This is a genomic window from Nocardia cyriacigeorgica, from assembly GCF_029868385.1.
GTDB lineage: Bacteria > Actinomycetota > Actinomycetes > Mycobacteriales > Mycobacteriaceae > Nocardia > Nocardia cyriacigeorgica_F.
Genome location: NZ_JARWNX010000030.1, coordinates 1 through 20,521 on the forward strand (window position 1 = coordinate 1; position 20,521 = coordinate 20,521).

Here is a 20,521-nt window from a genome sequence, read left to right on the forward strand (position 1 = left end):
GGTGCATCACTGGGCGGCGCTGCTGTTCGCGGCGTCGATCATCGTGCACCTGCTGCGGATCTTCTTCACCGGCGCGTTCCGCAAGCCGCGTGAGGCGAACTGGGTGATCGGTTCGCTGCTGCTGATCATGGCGATGTTCGAAGGCTTCTTCGGCTACTCACTGCCCGACGACCTGCTCTCCGGCACCGGCCTGCGGGCCGCGTTCTCCGGCATCACCATCGGTGTTCCGGTGGTGGGCACCTGGTTGCACTGGCTGATGTTCGGCGGCGATTTCCCTGGCGAGATCATCATCCCGCGCCTCTACATCGCGCATGTGCTGCTGTTCCCCGGCATCATGCTGGCGCTGATCGCCGCGCACGTGGCCATCGTCTGGTACCAGAAGCACACCCAGTTCCCCGGCCCCGGCCGAACCGAGAACAATGTGGTCGGTGCCCGCATCGTGCCGGTGTTCGCGGCGGATCAGGGCGCGTTCTTCGCCTTCACCCTCGGTTTCGTCGGCATCATGGGCGGCGTCCTCCAGATCAACCCGATCTGGAATCTGGGCCCGTACAACCCGTCGCAGGTCTCGGCCGGTTCGCAGCCGGACTTCTACATGATGTGGACCGACGGTCTGGCGCGTCTGATGCCACCGTGGGAGCTGTACCTGGGCCGCTATACGGTCCCGGCCGTGTTCTGGGTCGCGTTGATCATGGGTCTGGTGTTCACACTGCTGATCGCCTACCCGTGGATCGAGAAGCGGTTGACCAAGGACACCGCCAACCACAACCTGCTCCAGCGTCCGCGTGACGTGCCGGTGCGTACCGCGATCGGCGCCATGGCGATCACCTTCTACGTGATCTTGACCCTGGCCTGCGTCAACGACATCATCGCGCTGAAGTTCAACATCTCGCTGAACGCCACCACCTGGGTCGGTCGTATCGGTCTGCTGTTGGGCCCGCCGATCGCCTACTTCCTGACCTACCGGTTCTGCCTCGGCTTGCAGCGCAGCGACCGCGAGGTGCTCGAACACGGCATCGAGACCGGTGTGATCAAGCGGCTGCCGCATGGTGAGTACATCGAGGTGCATCAGCCGCTCGGCCCGGTCGACGACCATGGCCACCCGATCCCGCTGGAGTACCAGGGCGCCCCGGTGCCCAAGAAGATGAACCAGCTGGGTTCGGCCGGTCAGCCCGGTACCGGTAGCTTCCTGCGGGCCGACCCGTGGCAGGAAAGCGAGCAGCACTTCGCCACCGAGTTGGCGGAAGAGCACAAGCAGCTCGCGGTCCTGAAGAAGGCACAGGACGACGCCAACGGCAACGGTGGCAAGCACAGCCACTGACCGCTGAACGCGAAGCAGGCCCCGAGTCGAAGGACTCGGGGCCTGCTGTCGTCAACGGCCGAAGGCGGCGGCCTCAGCGGCGGCGTGAGGCCTCGATGGCCTCGTATTTGGCCAGATTGTGGCGGGCGTCGGCCAGCGCGTCATGGGCGTCGGCGGGGATCGGCGGCAGCTCCGGGCGCCCGTGGGCGTCCCAGTGCTGACGCAACTCATTGGTGTAGCGCGGCAGCGCGGGCGGCAGATCCACCATCGACCCCCACAGCTGGCACAGCACCACATGGTCGTAGGCGCCCACCCAGGCCCACAGCTCCGGTCGCACCGTCGGACGCGGCACCAGGAACTTGTAGAGCTCGTCGCGGATCTGCCTGCGGCTGCGCCACAGCGGCGACGACGGCGACGGCAGCTTGGGCAGCACATTCTTACGCACCCACGGCCCGGCCCGCTCGGCATCGAATTCGGTGGATACGGCGTAGTATTCGCGGCCGTCCTCGCTGACCACCGCGATCGATACGAGGTCGATCACCTTCCCGTCCTCGATGAATTCCGCATCGTAGAAATACTTCACAAAGCCGGTCTCCTCCCGAAACTTGGTCCGCTCGAGGGTACGGCCTGGCGGTATGCCGACCGAACGACGGCCTACCCGAACACAGAGCCCGGTGGCCCGCGCGTGCTGTCCTACGGCGAAGTTGGCCGCGCGGATGCCGGAGCCCGGCGCGGGTCCGTATTCTGGACGGGTGAACTGGACCGTCGACGTACCCATCGATCGTTTGCCCGAGCTGCCGCCGCTGCCCGCGCCGCTGCGCAAGCGACTCGACGACGCGCTCGCCCGCCCCGCGCTACAGCAGCCGTCCTGGGACGCCGGGCAGGCGGAGAAGATGCGGACCGTGCTGGAGAGCGTCCCGCCGATCTGCGTGCCCGCCGAGGTCGAGGAGCTGCGCGGACAGCTCGCCGAGGTGGCGCGCGGTGAGGCCTTCCTGATGCAGGGCGGTGATTGCGCGGAGACCTTCGCCGACAACACCGAGCCGCATATCCGCGGCAATATCCGCACCCTGCTGCAAATGGCCGTGGTGCTCACCTACGGTGCGAGCCTGCCCGTGGTGAAGGTGGCCCGGATCGCGGGGCAGTACGCCAAGCCGCGCTCCGCCGACACCGATGCGCTCGGCCTGCGGTCCTACCGCGGCGATATGGTCAACTCGCTGGCCGCCGATGCGGCCCTGCGTGAGCACGACCCGTCCCGGCTGGTGCGCGCCTACGCCAACGCGAGCGCCGCGATGAACCTGGTACGCGCGCTGACCGGCGCCGGCATGGCCGATCTGCACCGGGTGCACGACTGGAACCGCGATTTCGTCGCCCAGTCCCCGGCGGGCGCCCGCTACGAGGCGCTGGCCGAGGAGATCGACCGCGGTCTGCGGTTCATGACCGCCTGCCGGGTCAACGATCCGAGCTTGCAGTCCGCGCGTATCTACGCCAGCCACGAGGCGCTGGTGCTCGACTACGAGCGCGCCATGCTGCGCCTGGGGGAGAGCCCCGCCACCGGTGAACCGGTGCTCTACAACCTGTCGGCACATTTCCTGTGGATCGGGGAGCGCACCCGTCAGCTCGACGGCGCGCATATCGCGTTCGCGGAACTGCTGGCGAACCCGATCGGCCTCAAGATCGGTCCGACCACCACCCCCGATCAGGCCGTGGAGTACGTCGAGCGGCTCGATCCGAACAATGAGCCGGGCCGGTTGACCATCGTGTCGCGGATGGGCAACGGCAAGGTGCGCGAGGTGCTGCCGCCGATCATCGAGAAGGTCCAGGCCACCGGCCATCAGGTGATCTGGCAGTGCGATCCGATGCACGGCAACACCCACGAATCGTCCACCGGTTTCAAGACCCGTCACTTCGACCGCATCGTCGATGAGGTGCAGGGCTTCTTCGAGGTGCATCGCGCCCTCGGCACCCATCCCGGCGGCCTGCACATCGAGCTGACCGGCGAGGACGTCACCGAATGCCTCGGTGGCGCACAGGACATTTCCGACCTGGATCTGTCCGGCCGCTACGAAACCGCCTGCGATCCGCGCCTGAACACCCAGCAGTCGCTGGAGCTGGCGTTCCTGGTCGCGGAAATGCTGCGCTGAGCCGGACGCTGCGCCTCGACTGACCGTGTCCTCGCCCCGTGTTCAGGGGCGAGGACACGGGTGGGTTCTCTTCGGTCCGACGGCTCAGAACGGCTCGGCAGCCGCCCGACGCAACACCTCACGGGCCAGCGGACCGTGCAGGGCCTCCACGGGTTTGCCCGGCAACGAATCGTCGTCGGTGAAGATCCATTCCAGGATCTCCTCATCGGTGTACTTGGCATCGCGCATGACCGTGATCAGACCGGGCAGGAACCTGGTCACCTCGCCATCCTGATCGAAGAACAGCTCCGGCACCCCGGCCACACCGTCGCGGCGCACGGCGAGGAGTTGATGGTCGCGCAGCATCTGATGCACCCTGGTCACCACGACACCGAGCCGTTCCGCCACATCGGGTAGCGGTATCAGGGTCACCGAGGCGGGCAGAACATCATCACTACAGGGAAATGCGCTCACCCGGATAACGGTAGACGCTGCGGCTCGCCACGTCGTGAGACACCCGGGCACGAACGGTCGATACCATCGTGGGGGCCGCAGGGCGCGGCTGCTCTTGTCGCGCGCAGCGAGGGGTGGAGAGGGTTTGTGAAAGCCGGAGGACATCAATTGATCGGCCACATGCTGGAAGGGCGCTACCGCATCGATGCGCCGATCGCTCGGGGTGGGATGTCCATGGTGTTCCGCGGCGAGGACACCCGTCTGGATCGCCCGGTCGCCATCAAGGTGATGGATCCCAAATTCGCCGGTGATCCGCAGTTCCTGTCCCGGTTCGAGTTCGAGGCCCGCGCCGTCGCCAAGCTCAAACATCCGTCGCTGGTCGCGGTGTACGACCAGGGTGTCGACGGCGATCATCCGTTCCTGATCATGGAGCTGGTCGAAGGTGGCACGTTGCGCGAACTGCTGCGCGAACGCGGACCCATGCCGCCGCATGCGGTGCGTGCGGTGGCCGAACCGGTGCTGGCGGCGATCGGCGTCGCGCATGCGGCCGGGCTGGTGCACCGCGATATCAAACCGGAGAACGTGCTGATCTCCGATTCCGGTGAGGTCAAGATCGCCGACTTCGGGTTGGTGCGCGCGGTGGCGGCGGCCAACACCACCTCGGCCAGCGTCATCCTCGGCACCGCGGCCTATCTGTCGCCGGAACAGGTCACCTCCGGCACCGCCGATGCCCGCAGCGATGTGTACTCCTTCGGCATCCTGATCTTCGAGCTGCTCACCGGGCAGGTTCCGTTCACCGGCGACACCTCGCTGTCGGTGGCCTATCAGCGCATCGAGAAGGATGTGCCGAGCCCGAGCCAGTTCATCGCCGGTGTGCCGCCGGAATTCGACGCGCTCATCGCCCGCGCCACGGCACGTGAGCCCGCGCATCGTTTCGCCGACGCCAACGAGATGGTCGCCGAACTGCGTGCGATCAGCGCCGCGCTCGAGTTGCCCGCCTACCGGGTGCCCGCGCCACAGGAGTCGGCCGAACATCTCAGTTCCTCCTACCGCGCGGTGCCGCCGCCGGACGGTCCGCGCCCGCCCGAGCCACGCCCGCATCCGGTACCGGCCCAGCCGCAGCACACCAAGGTGGTGACCGCACAGCGTCCGCGCACCGACTTCGGTGCGCCACCGCCGCCGCAGCAGCTCCGGCCGCATCCACCGCAGACCCCCTCGCCCGCCTACGTCGACGACCGGCAGCGTTCCCGGCGCACCGCTGCCGTCTGGATCGCCATCGTCGCGGTGCTGACGCTGCTGGTGGGTCTCGGCGGCTGGTGGCTCGGTGTCGGCCGGTACGAGGCGGTGCCGAGCATCGCGGGCATGGACGTCGATCGGGCGACCTCGGTGCTCAGCGGCGCCGGATTCGAGACGACGACCCGGCAGAAGGCCTCCGACACCATCCCGGTGGGCGGGGTGGTCGGCAGCGAACCCTCGGCGGGTTCACGGGTCACCAAGGGCTCGACGGTCGCGGTGCTGATCTCCAGCGGGAAGCCGCGGGTGCCCGAGCTGACGCCGGGCGCCGATATCTCCGAGGTGAACCAGCTGATCCGGGACCAGGGCCTGCAACCGGTGAACGCCGGTTCGGCGTCGAGCGCCGCACCGGAAGGCACCTTCGCCAAGGTCGAGCCGGGGCCGGGCACGGTGCTGCCGATGGGCGCGCAGGTGAAGGTGTACAGCAGTAAGGGTTCACAACCGGTGAAGCTGCCGGACCTGCGCGGCAAAACCACCGCGGAGGCCGAGCAGATGCTCACCGAGCTGGGCATCACAGTGGGCGAGCATCGCCCCCAGTTCGATCGCAGCGTCGCCGCGGGCCAGGTCGCCGGGACCGATCCCAAGGCGGGCACCATGGTCGACTCGGGCACCTCGGTGGCTCTGCTCATCTCGGATGCGGTCACCATGCCCGAGGTGCTCGGCAAATCGGTCGCCGAGGCCCGCGAGGTGCTCGAGGGGCTGGGTCTGACGGTTCAGGTCCGCCAGCTGGCGCCGTTGGAGTCCTCGGTGGTCGTATCGCAGACCCCGGCCATGAACGCCAATGTCGAAGCGGGCGCCACGGTCACCATCGTCGCGCTGCCTTGATCGCCCGGTCCCCGGCCTGCGCCCGCGCGTGGCCGGGGACCGAACGACCCGCCGTCGGGGCCTTGCCCGAAACGCCGGGCGGGCGCATCGTGATGTACCGGGTAGGGCGGGCGGTGTTCGAGGAGGATATAGCCGATGGTGCGAGGCACCGTGCGATGGTTCGACCGTGAGAAGGGCTTCGGGTTCATCGCCCGAAGCAGCGGGGACGATGTGTTCGTCGAGTATTCGGTGATCCTGGGTGAGGGGTTCCGATCGCTCGAAGCAGGACAGGAAGTGGAGTTCGATGTGCAGGAGGCCCGGCGAGGGCCGGAAGCGCGGGCGGTCCGGCCGGTCTGAGCGGCCTCAGCGGCCGGTCAGATAGGCGCCCGCGGCGACGCGCAGCCTGCGCTGCACGGGCACCGCGACCCGCCGATCGAAGATCGCGAAATCACAGTCCTCGATCCGGTCGAGGATCGCGGCATACAGGGTCGCGGCGGTGCGGATGGCCGGGCGGACCTGCGGTCGCAGCAGTTCGATGCCCGGTGTGGCGGTGCGGTAGAGATCCCGATCGACGGCGATGAGATGGGCGAGCGCACGGCGGACCGGCCGCTCGGTCCGGCCGGTGCGGCGGCAGTGGTACAGCAGCTCGGCGTCGACCCCGAATGCCGCCAGCTCGTCGGCGGGCAGATAGATCCGGCCGCGATCGAGATCCTCACCGACGTCACGCAGGAAATTCGTGAGCTGGAAGGCATTGCCGAGGGCCGCCGCCGCAGGCTCGGCCTCGGCGACCGGAACGACGGTGCCGAGTACCGGAAGCAGTTGCAGCCCGATCGCCGCGGCCGACCCGCGCATATACCGATGCAGCTCGGCCATATCGGCATACCGGTCGCGGAAGTGCGGGGTGCCGGGGATATCCATGCGCATGGAATCCAGGAATGTCCAGAAGTGGTCGGGGGAGATCCGGTATCGGCGGACGGTGTCGGTGAGGGCGCGCAGAATCGCGCCCTGCTGATGCGAGCTGTCTGGTTCCTGATTATCGATCGGAGTGTCGGAGATCAGCGCCGCCCGTAACCGTCGCTCGATCAGGTCGAGCTGCGCGGCGAGTGGGTGAGCGGCCCCGTCTGCATCGACCTCGGTCGGCGAGGTGGTTCGCGGCCCCGACACCACCGGAGCACCACAATCGTCGACGATGTCGTCCACCATCCGTGCGAACGCGTACAGCGCGTGCACCGCCGGACGACGCTGCGCCGAGAGCAGGCGGGTGGCGAGAAAGTAGGTGCGGCCGTGGTCGGCCGCGATATCCCGGCACAGCTGGTAGGCCTCGGCGAGTTCGGCCGAACCGGAACGCCGCGGGTGATCGGCGGCGGTGACGTCGTGCGCCGAGGCCTCAGCGCCGGTCATGGATGACGGGATCGGCCGGTGTGCCCACCGCCGGTGCGGCGACCGCTCGGGTGCTGCGCACACGCAGCGGGTCGACCGTACGCAGCGACAGCGCCGCCACCACCGCCGCGAAGGTCGCGGCCGCCACATGCCAGAAGTTGTACAGACCGATCGAGCCGTCGGGCTGGAATACCAGCATCAACCAGGTGCACAATCCCACCAGCACCATGAGCGTTCTGGTGGACAGCGCGAACGCGGCGGCCAGCGCCAGCGGCCACGAGTAGTACCAGGGCAGTGCGGCGGGGGACAGGATGACGATCGCGACGAACGCGATCAGGATGCCGAGCACCGCCTCGCGTTCGCTGTGCCGGAACCGCCACCACGTCCACACCAGGGTCGCCACCAGCGCCGCGGCGCACAGGGCTCTGGTCACGGTGAGCACCGGATCGAACGGCAGCGGGCCGATCCAGGTCATACCGTGCGCCATGATCGTCGGCAGCGACAACCAGTTGACGATCTTCTTCGAGCCCGACAGCGCCGTCAGCCAGCCGATGCCGACACCGGCGGCAGCGGAGGCGAGCACGAACACCACCGCGAAGACCGAGAGGCCGAGCCCGGCGATCTTGGCGAACAACCGCGCGGGATGCGGCAGTGCGGCCTCGGAGTCCTTCGGTGCCAGCTCCGCACGCCGTTCCCGCTCGTGCAGCATCCAGATCCACACCAGGAACGGCAGGGCGACACCGGCGGTGGCCTTGATCGCCACCGCGACCGCGACGACCACGATGCCGAGCACATGTCTGCGTTCGAGGACCAGCGCGATACCGGCGCACATCAGCCCGACCATCAGCACCTCGTTGTGCACGCCGCCGATGAGGTGGATCAGCACCAGCGGGTTGAGCACCGCGAGCCACAGCGCGACGGTCGGCTTACCACCGAGATGTTTGGTCAGATACGGGATGGCCCACATCATCAGCGCGAGGCCGGGCAGCATCACCAGTCGCAGCGCGATGGTCCCGGCCACCACATTGTCATCGGTGATCGAGGTGATCGCCCGGCCGATCAGCAGGAAGATCGGACCGTACGGTGCGGTGGTCGTGGTCCAGACGGTGCTGACGTTGTCGAGCAGCACACCGGGATTGGCGACCGGCCCGACCTTGTAGGGGTCGAAACCGTCGCGCAGCAGGGCGCCCTGCGCCAGATACGAGTAGGCGTCCTGGCTGAACATCGGTACGGCGAACAGCATCGGGAAGATCCAGATGCCGACGATGGCGCGCAGCTCGTTCAGGGTGACACCCGCACCGGAGTAGCCGCCTCGGCCGAGCGTGGCCCGGCCGAGGCGCACCCAGGCGGTGATCATCATCAGCACGCCGATCCAGATGAAGATCGTCGACAACGCGTAGCCGTGTCCGAAGCGCAACCAGGACAGGTGCATCGCTTCCAGTAGCGGATCGCGTTTGCGGACGGCGCCCGCGCCGAAACCGCCGAAGGTGATCATGATCGCGCCGATGAAGCCGAGCAGCGCCGCATGTCCCTCGGGGCTGCGGGCGAAATCGGCGGAGGTGCGTAGCCAGGACCGCAGGGTCTGCGGTGCGGCGACGGCCGAGGCGGCGGTGGGCGTTGTCGGTCGTGTCGCGGGTGTCGGGGACACGGTGGCCGGTGCCGGGGTAGTCACTTGGGCAGTCGTTTCCGGGGGTGGCATGTGGTGTCGTTCCCCCCGGTGTGGTCGGCGGTCGCAACCGCGAGCTGATAGGTCGGCGCTTAGTTTACGGCTTGTTCGCGCGGGGCTGTCCCGATGGTGCGCGGGGTTTCGTTTCGGCGGGGTTTCACTGTGCCGATGATCCGGTTTGCCGCGAGTTTTCCGGACAGTACCGCGGTCGGCACGCCGACGCCGGGAGTCGTGCCACAACCTGCGATAACCACATTGTCGCTGCCGTGCGGCAGATTGCGGGGTCGAAACGGCCCGGTCTGGCGGAAAAGGTGTGCCGCGGAGAACGGCGTGCCGCTCAGCATGCCCTGATCCAGCCAGGTCCGCGGGGTGTCGAGGTGGTCGAGCCGGAAGTGCTCGGCGATGCCGTGATAGCCGCGTCGCTCGAGCACGGTCAGCAGCTCGCGCAGATAGGCCGGGCCGAGCGCGGGCCAATCCAGTGGCGCCGAATCCAGGTTCGGGCACGGCGCCAGCAGCGAGAAGGGCTCGTATCGGCCGTCAGCGCGGTCGATGTGCAGACCCGGATCGGAGAGCGCTGGCCTGGTCAGCAGCAGCGACGGATCGCTCATCAGCCGGCCACCGCGGCGTGCGGCGATCTCGGCGAAGGTGCGTTCCCAGGCGGCGCCGAAGTCGATGGTGTGATGGGCCTGGATCGGCCAGGTCGCGGCGACGGCGGCCGGGATGGTGCCGTGCGCGACCACCGCCGACGGCGACGCGCGCAATCCCCGCCTGCGACGCAGGCCGAAACGTGCGATATCGCCGAGGTCGGCGGTGACGATCACCGCGTCGCACTCCACCGCCGCGCCTGTTGCCAGCCGGACACGGCGCGCGCGCCCGGCGGCGTAGTCGACGCCGGTGACCTCCGCGCCGAGTTCGAGCCGCCCACCCGCCGCGACGAGGGCCTCGGCCATGGTGTCGGCGATCGCGCGCATCCCGCCCTCGGGGAAGTACACCCCGAGGGAAGTGTCCATATGCGGGATGGCGCCGTATACGGCGAGCGCCTGCGCCGGTGGCAGGCCCGCGTACAACGCCTGGAAGGTGAACAACCTGGTCAGCCGCTCATCGCGCAGGAAATGCCGCACCCGCGGGCCGAGCCTGCCGAATCCGCCGAGACGCACCAGTTCCAGCAGCGCGGCGCGTTTGCGCGGTAGCCGCACCATATCCAGTGGCGAGTCGAAGTTGGTATCCATGAATTCGCCGAATTCGGCCCGGTAGATCCGGGCCAGCCAGTCACGGAGGCGGCGGTAGCGATCGGCCTCATCGGGGCCGCAGGTCCGCGCGACCTCGGCGGCCATCCGATCCGGGTCGGCGTGGACGCGGATATCGGAGCCGTCGGCGAATCGAGCGTGATAGGAGGGGTCGAGCCGGTGGATACGCAACGGCGTCGTGCCGGATTCGCGGTCGTGACCGACCGCCGCCAACGCCTCATCGATCAACTCGGGCAGTGTCAAGACCGTTGCGCCGGAATCGATCTCGTAGTCCTCGAAACGATATCGGCCGACGCGCCCGCCCACATGATCGGCCCGCTCCAACACGGTGACGCTGTGCCCGGCACCCCGCAGATGCAGTGCGGCCGCCAGCCCGGCCAGCCCGGCGCCGACCACCACCACGCGATCGGCCGGGCCCGAGATACGTCTCATGCGAGCCGACGGGTGGCGGCCAGTGCCATGGCGTGCAGGTGCTCCTTGGCGGTCGTGGCGGCCGAGCTGGTGTCGATGGCGGTGAGTGCGCGTTCGGTGAGTTCGCTGATGCGGGCCTCGACGGCGTCGACGGCGCCCAGATCCACCAGCACCGCGCGCAACCGGTCGACCTGGTCTCCGCTGAGGTCGGTGCCGATGCTGTCGCGCAGCAACCGTGCGGCGGCCGGATCGGTGGCGTCACCGCGCTGGAGCGCTTCGGCGATCAGCACGGTGCGTTTGCCCTCACGCAGATCGTCGCCGGAGGGTTTGCCGGTCACCGAGGGATCGCCGAAGACGCCGAGCAGATCGTCACGCAGCTGGAAGGCGATACCGATATCGGTGCCGAAATCGCGGTAGGACCGGATGAGGTCGGGATCGGCGTCGGCGATCGCGGCGCCCAGATGCAGCGGCCGTTCGACGGTGTAGGCGGCGGTCTTGTACCGGTTGATCCGCAGCGCCGCGGCGACCGATTCGTCACCGCTGGCCTCGCCGTGGATGTCGAGCAGCTGCCCGCCGAGCACCTCGGTGCGCATCTTCGCCCAGACGGTGGCGAATCGGGCGAGGGCCCGCGGTGCCAATCCGGCGGCGTGCACCATGTCATCGGCCCAGGCCAGCGCCAGATCGCCGATGAGGATGGCGACGCCGGTGCCGAAGCGGGCCGCATCGCCGGCCCACTCGCGGTCGCGGTGGCGCTGCTCGAAGTCGACGTGCACGGTGGGGAAGCGGCGCCGGGTGCGGGAGGCGTCGATGATGTCGTCGTGGATGAGCGCGCACGCCTGCACCAGCTCCAGCGCGGCGCAGGCATCGAGCACTGCGGGCGCGTCGGGGCCGTCGGGGTCGCCGCCCGCGCCGAGCCAACCGGTCCAGGCGAAACCGGGCCTGGTCCGTTTGCCGCCGCGCAGCACGAACGATTCCAGCGCTTCGGCGGCGTCGACGAAGATCGGCCCCAGCTCGCCGACCGTCTCGCGTCGGGTGGCGAAGAAGGCGGTCAGCGCCTGTTCGACGGCGGTGGCGAAGGCGGGCGTGCCCGGGGTGGCCGAGGTCGGGCTCGGCTTGGTCGGGGTACCGGGTCCGGCGGACAGGATGGCCTCCAAGGATGTCCGGGAAAGGGGTCGGCTCGGCGGATGACGGTCCGCGCGCCGGCGACGGCGCGGACGGCGGTGCACCCGCACATGGCTCGAACAATACGCGTCCGACCCGATGACGCTCCGGGCCGGCGGCCGCTCGCCTCTACACTGAACCGGTGACTTTCGACAACGTACGGGCACGTGCGACCCCTGGCCGGCCGTCCCCGACGCCACCGATCGTCTCGGGGACGCCGTCGGTCGTGCAGAGTCTGCGGTTGCACTCGAGCCGTGCGGTGCCGTTCTCCGTCGAGTTCAACCCGCCCCGTGACGCCGCCGGGGAGGCCAGGCTCTGGCGCGCGGTGCGCACCTTCGAACGTATGCATCCGGCGTTCGTGTCGATGACCTACGGCGCGGGCGGGTCCACCAAGGACCGGACCGTACGGGTGACCGGCGAACTGGCCGGTGAGACCACCCTGCTGCCGGTGGCGCATCTGACGGCGGTCGGGCACAGTCTGGCCGAGCTGCGTTCGCTCGTCGGCGCCTACGCCGATTCCGGTATCCGCAATATCCTGGTGCTGCGCGGCGACCCGCCGGGCGATCCGCTCGGTGAATGGCATAAACATCCCGACGGTGTCGAATACGCCGAAGAGCTGGTGCGCATCGTGCGCGATCTCGGCGATTTCCACGTCGGCGTCGCCTCCTTCCCGCAGGGCCACCACCGTTCACCGGATCTGGACCACGACACCCGGTATCTGGCGGCGAAACTGCGTGCGGGCGCGGAGTATTCGATCACCCAGATGTTCTTCGACGTGGAGCACTATCTGCGGTTGCGCGACCGCGTCATCGCCCTCGACCCGGTGGAGGGCGACAAGCCGATCATTCCCGAACTGATGCCGATCACTTCGCTGCGCACGGTCAAACGGGCCGAGGAACTCTGCGGCCGCGCGCTGCCGCGATCGGTGGTCGAGCGGTTGGAGCGGGCGGCGGGCAGCGGACCGCAGGAGGACCCGGCGGCGGTGCGCGCCGTCGGCATCGAGATCGCCACCGAGATGGCGCAGCGGCTCATCGATGAGGGCGCACCGTGCCTGCACTTCATCACCCTGAATTTCGCCAAGGCGACCGGCGAGGTGCTGAGCAATCTCGGTTACGGTGTCACCGCCGCACCCATCAGCGCCTGATCCGGTCGGCGCTTGCGGGCGCGGGCGCCGCCGGAGCCACCGACCCTCGAGCCGGGGCCGAGTGGTGGCTCGCCGCAGCCGGCCCCGCCCGTCCAGCCCCGGCCCGACACCTGGGTCTCGGCGCATCCTGTCGTCGACACCGGATCAGGCGGCACGTGCGTCGCGCAACCGCCAGGCCTCGGCGAGCAGCCGGTACGACTCCAGCCGGTCGGCGTGATCATGGGTGATGCCGGTGATCAGCAGCTCATCCGCGCCGCTCACCCGTTGCAGTGCGGTGAGCCGCTCCACCACGGTGGCCGGTGAGCCGACCAACTGGGTCGCCAGCCGGTCGGCTACCAGGCGCTGCTGATCGGGGGTCAACGCGGTGAGGTGGGCCGGATCGGCGAACTCCGCGGCCCCCGCACCGCTGCGGATGCTGTACACCCACTGCCCGTAGGGGCTGGCCAGGTGTTCGGCGGTGGCGTCGTCGGCGGCGACCACCACATCCGCGGACACGATCACATACGGCTCGGCCAGCAGCACCGAGGGCCGGAACGCGGTGCGATAGGCCTCGACCGCGTCCAGCGCTGTCCCCGGCGACACATGGTAGGCCGCCGCGAACGGTAGACCGAGCCGTCCGGCCAGTTCGGCGCTCGCCCCGGCCGTGCTGCCGAACAGCCACAGCTGCACCCGCGCACCCTCGCCCGGTACGGCATGCAGTGCGATCCCGTGCTGGTCGACGTAGCTGCCGTCCAGCAGGGCGCGGATCTCGTCGATCTGATCCTCGAACTCGGCGGGTTGCGCGCCGTCCAGGTACAGGGCCCGTTGTCCGGCAAGGAATTTCGACGGATCGATGATGCGCAGCGGATCGAACGGCGGCGGAATCACCACACCGTCGCGTACCTCGGTGCGACCGCGCACCGTATCGTCGACCGGGCGGGTGTTCCTGGCCCGCACCGGTTCCGCGCCGAACTGTTTGGTGCGGTGCCCGGATCGACCGAGGCCGAGATCCAGCCGCCCCGGATGCAACGCGTCGATGGTGCCGAACGCCTCCACGATCGAGATCGAGGTGTGATAGCCGACCTGGACCGCCGCCGAACCCACCCGGATGCGCGAGGTGGCCGCCGCGATCTGCCCGATCAGGGTGATCGAGGACGAACTGGCCACCCGCGCGAAGTGATGCTCGGCCAGCCAGTACCGGTGATAGCCCCATTCCTCGGCGCGCCGGGCCAGCTCGACGGTATTGCGCAGCGCCTGCTGTGGGCTCGATCCGGCGCTGATCGGCGCCAGATCGAGGATCGAGAGCGGGACCGTCATGCCGTGCGCTCCGGCGCGCCGAGCCGCGGATCCTGTTCGCCCGCTTCGATCGCCACCCGCAACCGGTTCTGTGCGGGGGCCACCGGGCAGGTCGCGTAGTCGGTGAAGGCGCACGGCAGGTTGGTGGCCCGGTTGAAGTCGAGCAGCACCGCACCGTCCTCGCCGACCGCGCCGACGCTGAGCGCGCGCGCCGCGGGGTAGGTGGTGATACCGCTGGTGGCGTCGGTGAACAGCACCCGAAGCGCATCGGGCGTGCCGAAGGCGACCACCCGTTCGGTCACCGCGCCGATCGCGAACTCGATGACACCCGCCGCGCTGTGGTGGTGTTCGAGACCGTCGACGACCGCACCGGTGGTGATCGTGGTCGGCTCGTCGAAGGGTTCGAACCGCCCCGGCACCACCCAGCGCTCGTCCGGTGCGTAGGCGGGGACGCCGGTGAAGGCGGCCAGTGCGGGCGCGGCCGGATCGTGCACGCGCACCGCGGCCAAACCGCTGCGCCGGATCACCTCGAGCACCCGCGCCTCGTGCTGGATGGCGACACCCGGCGCACCTTCCTCCGGGACGACGATGTGGACGCCCGCGATCCGTTCACCGTCGTGATCGAGCCGGTCGGCGGGTTTGGCGGTGACGAAGACCCGGTCCTCGATGACCCACCAGGTGCCAGGCACATCGGGCAGCTGTTCGGGTCGGTCGGTGAGCCAGTGCAGTGCGGTCAGGCCGAGGAAGCCGAGCGGGTCACGCAGTCCGTTCTCGCGTTCGGCCTGCCAGGTGGCCCAGTCGGCGGCGAACGAGGTGGTGATGCTGGTGGTCATCGGAGAACTCCTTCGTGGGCGGTGGGGTGGATGAGGTGGCGGACCGAGCCGCGATACGGCCGACGCGGTGTCACGATGGCCCCGTCGTCTCGGGGTCCGGTGCGGATCGCGGCGGGATACAGACGGCGACGGCGGGCTTCGGGATGGCCGCGAGCAGCTCACGGGTGTAGTCGTGGCGCGGGTTGCCGAAGATCTCGGCGGTTGTGCCGGATTCGACGATGCGGCCATCGCGCATTACCGCCACCCGGTCGCTGATGCGGCGCACCACGGCCAGATCATGGGAGATGAACAGGTAACTCAACCGCAGTCGCGTCTGCAAATCATCGAGCAGCTCCAGGATCTGCGCCTGCACCGAGGCGTCGAGCGCGGAGACCGGTTCGTCCAGCACGAGCAGTTCCGGGCGCAGGGCAAGCGCCCGCGCGATGGCCACGCGCTGACGTTGCCCGCCGGAGAGTTCGGCCGGCCGCCGCCGCGCGTACGTGCCGGGCAGCGCGACCTGTTCGAGCAGTTCGGCCACCCGCTCCTTGCGGGCCTGCCGATTACCGATGCCGTAGGCGCGCAACGGTTCCTCGATGATCGAACCCACCCGCAACCGCGGATCCAGGGACGAGTACGGGTTCTGATAGACCACCTGGAAGCGCCGGCGCAGCGCCCGCAACCGTCCGGCGCGGGCGCGGGTGAGTTCGTGGCCGTCGAAGACGACCTCCCCGCGATCGGGATCGGTCAACCGCATCACGATCCGCGCCGTGGTGGACTTACCCGACCCCGATTCGCCGACCAGCGACAGGGTTTCGCCGCGGCCGAGTTCGAAACCGACACCGTCCACCGCGGTGACGGTGGCCCCGGAACCGCTACGGAACAGTTTGTGCACATCGCGGACGGTGAGCAGCGGCCCGCCGTCGAGGACCGCCGCCCGACGCACGATCTCCGGCGCGGCCAGCGCGGGTGCGGCACCGAGCAACTGCCGGGTGTACGGATGGCGTGGATTGCCGAGCACGTCGGCGGTGCGGCCGGTTTCGACGACCGTGCCCGCCCGCAGCACCACCAGCCGGTCGGCGCGTTCGGCCGCCATCGCCAGATCGTGGGTGATCAGCAGGACCGCGGTCCCGCGTGCGGTGGTGCGTTCGGCCAGCCGGTCGAGCACCCGGCGCGCCACCGTGGCGTCCAGTGCGCTGGTCGGTTCGTCGGCGATGATCAGATCCGGGCCGCAGGCCAGCGCGATGGCGATCAGCACCCGCTGACGTTGTCCGCCCGACAACTCGTGCGGGTACTGGGTGGCCCGCAGCTCCGGCCGGTCGAGGCCCACCTCGGCCAGCAGTTCGGTCGCCCGCGTGAGGGCGCCGTGCCGGTCGTCGAGCCGGTGGACGCGCAGGGCTTCGGCCACCTGATCGCCGATGCGGCGCACCGGATTCAACGACAGCCCCGGGTCCTGCGGAACGAAGCCGACCTGGATGCCGCGCAACCGGCGCAGCGCCCGTTCGGAGCCGAGGTCGACGGCGCGTCCGGCGAAGGTGATGGTGCCGCCGGTGACGTCACCGGTATCGCCGAGTAGGCCGATCACGGCGTGCGCCAGCGTCGACTTGCCGGAACCGGATTCGCCGACCAGTGCCACCACCTCACCGCGGCGCACCGTCAGCGAGGCGCCGTCGAGCGCGGTGACCGGGCCATCGTCGGCGCGATAGCGGATGCGCAGCCCGTCGACGCGGAGTAGTTCGTCGGTGTCGGGCACTGTCCCCGGCTCGTCGGCAGGGGCGAGGACATCGACGGAAACGTTATCGCTCAACGGTGTTCACTCCTCGTGACGGCGCGACCCACGCGCTGGGCGGACAGAACGACGGCGATGATCACCAGGCCGGGCAGTGTGGTCAGCCACCAGGCGGTGGCCAGATAGTTGCGGCCCTCCGAGATCAGCGACCCCCACTCCGGGGTGGGCGGTGCGGTGCCGTACCCGAGGAAACTCAGCGCCGATACCGCGAGCACCGCCATCCCGAATTCGACCGCGGCCAGCGCGAGTACCGGGGGATAGGAGTTGGGCAGGATGTGCCGCGCCAGCACCGTGTACCAGCGCACCCCCGACGCGCGCGCCGCCTCCACATAGGCGGCCCTGCGCACCCGCAGCACCTCCGAGCGCATCACCCTGGCGAAATTGGCGATCAGCGAAACACCCACGGCGATGGCCACATTGCGGGTACCGAAACCGAGCGCGGTCACCAGGGCCAGCGACAGCAGCAACGCCGGAATCGACAGCAGCACATCGACGATCCGCATGGTGATCGTGTCGACGATGCCGCCGAGCGCACCCGCGAGCAGCCCGAGCAGGGTGCCCGCGACCAGGGCGATCGCCACCGCCGAGACAGTCGCGGTGAGCGAGAGCCCGGCCCCGTGCACCATCCGCGTGTACAGATCGCGGCCGAGATTGTCGGTGCCGAACCAGTGCTGTGCGCTCGGTGGCTGGAATTTCTGCGCCGGGACGCCGGTGAGTGGATCGCCACCGGCGAAGATCGAGGGTGCCAGCGCCCAGCCGATCGCCAGCGCGAGCACCACGACGGCGGGGATCAGCGCGATATTGCGGCGCAGCCAGGTCCAGACCCGCGAACGCCGTGGCGTCGGCTCGGGTTCGTCATCGAGCCGAACCCGTGTCTCAGGCTCCCGTTCCAGTAGCTGGAGCGCCATCGTTCACCTCCCGTCGCCGGGGCGCCGGGAGACCGCGCCGAGTCGTCGCCGGTCGCGCCCGGTGCGCGATCCGCGGATCGAGCACCGGATACAGCAGATCGACGACCAGATTGACCGTGACGAACGCCAGCGCGCTCACCAGGACGATGCCCTGCACCACCGGAATGTCCTGGGACAGCACCGAGGTCTGGGTGAGCCGCCCGAGTCCGGGGCGCGCGAATACCGTCTCCACCACCACCGAACCGGCGAGCATGGTGCCGACCAGCACACCGGCGATGGTGAAGGCGGGCACACTCGCCAGCCGCGCCACATGCCGCCGCTGCACCCACCAGCGTGACGCGCCCTTGGCCAGCGCCACCTCGGTGAACGGTTGCCGCCATGTCGATTCCAGTCCCGCGGCCAGCACCTGCGCGATCACCGCGCCGATCGGAATCGCCAGCGTCACCGCGGGCAGCACGATCCCGCCGAATGCGGGCGCGAGATGCCAGCGGAAGGACAACAGCTGCAACAGGATCAGCCCCGTCCAGAACGTCGGCATCGACACCCCGATCGGCGGCAGCGCGGCCAGTACGCCACGCAACCACGGCGTGCGGGTATAGGTCGCCGCGAACGCCAGCGCCGTGCCGCCCGCGGCCGCGAACACCAGTGCCAACCCGGTCAAGGCCAACGTCGAGGGCAGTGCGTCGACGATCGCCTCGCGCACCGGTATCCCGGTGGCGATGGACCGGCCGAAATCACCGCGCACCGCATGCGAGAGCGCGGTCAGGTACTGGTTCCACAGCGGCTGGTCCAAGCCGTACCTGGCGCGCATCTCATCGATGGCGGCCTGATCGACCGGTGTACCCGCACCGCCACCGTCGGCCGCGATCGACACCGGATCGGCGGGCAGCAGATACAACACGATGAACGAGATGGTGAACGCCGCCCACAACACCCACACCGCCGAGATCGCGCGCAGCAGCACATATCTGGCCATGGTCAGCGCCCGCTCAACCAGGTGTCGTAGAACTGCAATCGCGCCGATGCCTCGAACTTCAGGTCCTGTACGGCCGGTCCGGCGCCGATGGCCTGGGCCAGCTCGACCGTCGGGATCCACAGGCCTTCATCGAGCACCTGCTGCTGCGCCTGCTGGATCAGCGCCGCCCGAGCCTGTGGGTCGACGGTGCGCAGCTGTGCGATCAGGACATCGTCGAGCGCCGGGAGGGGGCCGCGGGCGTTGAAGTTGCGGCCGTCGACGGCGAACGCGGTGCGCAGGATGTCACCGTCGGCGCGGGTGCTGTTGTAGTACAGCGCGTCGAAGTCCTTGCTGTTCTGACGTGCGGTGTACTCGGCGGAGGAGACCAGATCGAGCGTCAGGTCGACGCCCACCGCCCGCAGCTGCTGCTGCACCAATTCCAGAATCGCCTGATTGCCCGCGAACACCTGGCTGAAGGTCACCGCGAAACCGAGCCGCTGCCCGTCCTTGACGCGGATACCGTCGCCGCCGACCACCCAGCCCGCCCGATCCAGGGCCGCCCGAGTGGCGTCGGGGTCGAAACCTGCCCGCGCGGACAGATCGGTGTAACCGGGCGTCGCCGAAGCGAGCGCGCTGGTCGCGGGCCGGAACTGCGGGCCGAGCACGGTATCGACGAGTTCGCGGCGATCGATCGCGGTCAGCAGCGCCGTGCGCACCGCGGGATCACGCAGCGGTCCGCGTGTCACATTGGGCTGGAATCCGAACGGGATACCGGGGTTGGCGGTACTGAGCACCCGTCCACCGGCCGCTTCGATCAGCGGTGTGTCCTGCGGCAGCGCATCGCTGGCCGCGTCGAGCTGATCCGAGGACAGCGAACCCGTGCGCACCCCCGATTCGGGGACGACGGTGAACTCGATGCGGTCCAGATAGGCCTCACCCTGATGGCCGAACACCGCCGAACCCCACTGGTAGCCGGGGCGTTTCACCAGGGTCGCCGAGACGTCCTGGCGGTAGTCGGCATAGCTGAACGGTCCGGAACCCACCGTGGCCGCACCCGTGCACCGGTCTTCGGCCGGGCGTGCGGTGGTCGCATCGGCGAGGATGCCGAGCTGCGGGGTGGAGGAGGCCTGCAAGAACTGGGCGTTCGGCTCGCTGAACTCGACGCGCGCCGTCAGCGGATCGACCACGGTGGTGCCGAGATAGCCGCTGAGATAGCTGGCGCCCAGCGGCGCCTTGACCGCACCGAGCGTGCGCACGATCGAATCGAAGGTATTGCGCACCGAATCCGCGGTGAGCGGTGTGCCGTCGCTGAAGCTCACCCCGTCGACCAGGCGGAAGGTGAATACCTTCGCATCCGGGCTCACTTCCCATTCGGCGGCCAGCCATGGCGTCAGCTCACCGGTCTCTGGGTCCTGGTCGGTCAGCGAATCGACCACCTGGCGAGTTACGTAGACGGTCTGGTTGGTGCCTGCCTGCGCCGGGTCCGCGCAGGTCGGGGCCTGGGAGAGCCCATAACGCAGCACACCGCCGGGCTGTGGCGGCCCCGCGGCGACGCCGGGCGTCGCGGTATCGGAGCCGCAGGCGGCGAGGGTGGTTGCGGTGAGTAGCACGCCGGTCAGCGCGGCGACCCTTGGTCGAAATCGGGTCACCTGTGCGCTCCGTTCGTGGTCACGGTCATCTGTGCCTCCATCGGTCCCGGCGGAAGCACCCGCACCCGGTGACCGGGGGGTTGCTGCGACGTCGACGAGCCAGGTCTCTCGGTCGCTCTGGATGGTCTCGCCCGGACCGCACGCATCGGGCGTCCGATCG

17 protein-coding genes and 1 riboswitch are annotated in these 20,521 nt (G+C 69.2%); of the genes, 5 read left to right on the plus strand and 12 right to left on the minus strand.

Features of this window, described 5'->3' with window-relative positions:
* Positions 1–1,318 (plus strand): cytochrome bc1 complex cytochrome b subunit (gene qcrB, locus QH168_RS06430; protein WP_280233547.1); only part of this gene is annotated, 1,318 nt, incomplete at its 5' end.
* A 73-nt stretch (positions 1,319–1,391) separates the two neighbouring features.
* Here qcrB and QH168_RS06435 read toward each other — a convergent pair.
* Positions 1,392–1,880 carry a polyadenylate-specific 3'-exoribonuclease AS gene (locus tag QH168_RS06435; protein WP_280233549.1) on the minus strand — a complete coding sequence of 163 codons (489 nt, stop codon included), beginning with the start codon at positions 1,878–1,880 and terminating at the stop codon, positions 1,392–1,394.
* 169 nt (positions 1,881–2,049) lie between these two features.
* Here QH168_RS06435 and QH168_RS06440 point away from each other — a divergent pair, with 169 nt between their 5' ends.
* On the plus strand, positions 2,050–3,438 hold the full coding sequence (locus tag QH168_RS06440) for a class II 3-deoxy-7-phosphoheptulonate synthase (RefSeq protein WP_280233550.1): 1,389 nt from the start codon (positions 2,050–2,052) through the stop codon (positions 3,436–3,438).
* Between the two features lie 84 nt (positions 3,439–3,522).
* Here QH168_RS06440 and QH168_RS06445 read toward each other — a convergent pair whose 3' ends face one another.
* Positions 3,523–3,891, minus strand: coding sequence for an Rv2175c family DNA-binding protein (locus QH168_RS06445; RefSeq protein WP_280233551.1), 369 nt, complete (start codon positions 3,889–3,891; stop codon positions 3,523–3,525).
* A gap of 159 nt (positions 3,892–4,050) precedes the next feature.
* On the opposite strand from QH168_RS06445, the gene pknB reads away from it, so the two are divergent.
* Positions 4,051–5,988, plus strand: a complete 1,938-nt coding sequence (pknB, locus tag QH168_RS06450; protein WP_280233571.1) for a Stk1 family PASTA domain-containing Ser/Thr kinase — start codon at positions 4,051–4,053, stop codon at positions 5,986–5,988.
* A 135-nt stretch (positions 5,989–6,123) separates the two neighbouring features.
* The gene (locus QH168_RS06455; protein WP_280233552.1) at positions 6,124–6,324 is read left to right on the plus strand and encodes a cold shock domain-containing protein; all 201 of its coding nucleotides are present in this window, start codon (positions 6,124–6,126) and stop codon (positions 6,322–6,324) included.
* A gap of 6 nt (positions 6,325–6,330) precedes the next feature.
* Here QH168_RS06455 and QH168_RS06460 read toward each other — a convergent pair whose 3' ends face one another.
* The 4 genes from QH168_RS06460 to QH168_RS06475 are packed head-to-tail and all read right to left on the minus strand — an operon-like array spanning position 6,331 to position 11,825.
* Positions 6,331–7,368, minus strand: coding sequence for a phytoene/squalene synthase family protein (locus QH168_RS06460; RefSeq protein WP_280233553.1), 1,038 nt, complete (start codon positions 7,366–7,368; stop codon positions 6,331–6,333).
* Positions 7,355–9,046 carry an alpha-(1->6)-mannopyranosyltransferase A gene (locus QH168_RS06465; protein ID WP_280233554.1) on the minus strand — a complete coding sequence of 564 codons (1,692 nt, stop codon included), beginning with the start codon at positions 9,044–9,046 and terminating at the stop codon, positions 7,355–7,357. The genes QH168_RS06460 and QH168_RS06465 overlap by 14 nt, the downstream gene beginning before the upstream one ends.
* Positions 9,047–9,105: 59 nt before the next feature.
* On the minus strand, positions 9,106–10,692 hold the full coding sequence (crtI, locus tag QH168_RS06470; RefSeq protein WP_280233555.1) for a phytoene desaturase family protein: 1,587 nt from the start codon (positions 10,690–10,692) through the stop codon (positions 9,106–9,108).
* Positions 10,689–11,825, minus strand: coding sequence for a polyprenyl synthetase family protein (locus QH168_RS06475; RefSeq protein ID WP_280233556.1), 1,137 nt, complete (start codon positions 11,823–11,825; stop codon positions 10,689–10,691). The genes crtI and QH168_RS06475 overlap by 4 nt, the downstream gene beginning before the upstream one ends.
* A 209-nt stretch (positions 11,826–12,034) precedes the next feature.
* Here QH168_RS06475 and QH168_RS06480 point away from each other — a divergent pair, with 209 nt between their 5' ends.
* Positions 12,035–12,976, plus strand: coding sequence for a methylenetetrahydrofolate reductase (locus QH168_RS06480; RefSeq protein WP_280233572.1), 942 nt, complete (start codon positions 12,035–12,037; stop codon positions 12,974–12,976).
* Between the two features lie 144 nt (positions 12,977–13,120).
* Here the strand turns inward: QH168_RS06480 and QH168_RS06485 are convergent, their stop codons facing one another.
* The 6 genes from QH168_RS06485 to QH168_RS06510 form a co-directional block, all read right to left on the minus strand.
* Positions 13,121–14,272, minus strand: a complete 1,152-nt coding sequence (locus QH168_RS06485) for an LLM class flavin-dependent oxidoreductase (protein ID WP_280233557.1) — start codon at positions 14,270–14,272, stop codon at positions 13,121–13,123.
* The gene (locus tag QH168_RS06490; RefSeq protein ID WP_280233558.1) at positions 14,269–15,084 is read right to left on the minus strand and encodes a DUF1684 domain-containing protein; all 816 of its coding nucleotides are present in this window, start codon (positions 15,082–15,084) and stop codon (positions 14,269–14,271) included. The genes QH168_RS06485 and QH168_RS06490 overlap by 4 nt, the downstream gene beginning before the upstream one ends.
* A 70-nt stretch (positions 15,085–15,154) precedes the next feature.
* Entirely contained in the window at positions 15,155–16,813 is a 1,659-nt protein-coding gene (locus QH168_RS06495; protein ID WP_280233574.1) for an ABC transporter ATP-binding protein, read from the minus strand.
* Between the two features lie 50 nt (positions 16,814–16,863).
* Positions 16,864–17,757, minus strand: coding sequence for an ABC transporter permease (locus QH168_RS06500; RefSeq protein ID WP_280233559.1), 894 nt, complete (start codon positions 17,755–17,757; stop codon positions 16,864–16,866).
* The gene (locus tag QH168_RS06505) at positions 17,726–18,733 is read right to left on the minus strand and encodes an ABC transporter permease (RefSeq protein WP_280233561.1); all 1,008 of its coding nucleotides are present in this window, start codon (positions 18,731–18,733) and stop codon (positions 17,726–17,728) included. The genes QH168_RS06500 and QH168_RS06505 overlap by 32 nt, the downstream gene beginning before the upstream one ends.
* 2 nt (positions 18,734–18,735) lie before the next feature.
* Complete coding sequence (locus tag QH168_RS06510) at positions 18,736–20,361, minus strand: ABC transporter substrate-binding protein (protein WP_280233562.1); 1,626 nt, start codon at positions 20,359–20,361, stop codon at positions 18,736–18,738.
* A gap of 34 nt (positions 20,362–20,395) precedes the next feature.
* A riboswitch (SAM riboswitch) is annotated at positions 20,396–20,489 on the minus strand.
* Between the last annotated feature and the right edge of the window lie 32 nt (positions 20,490–20,521).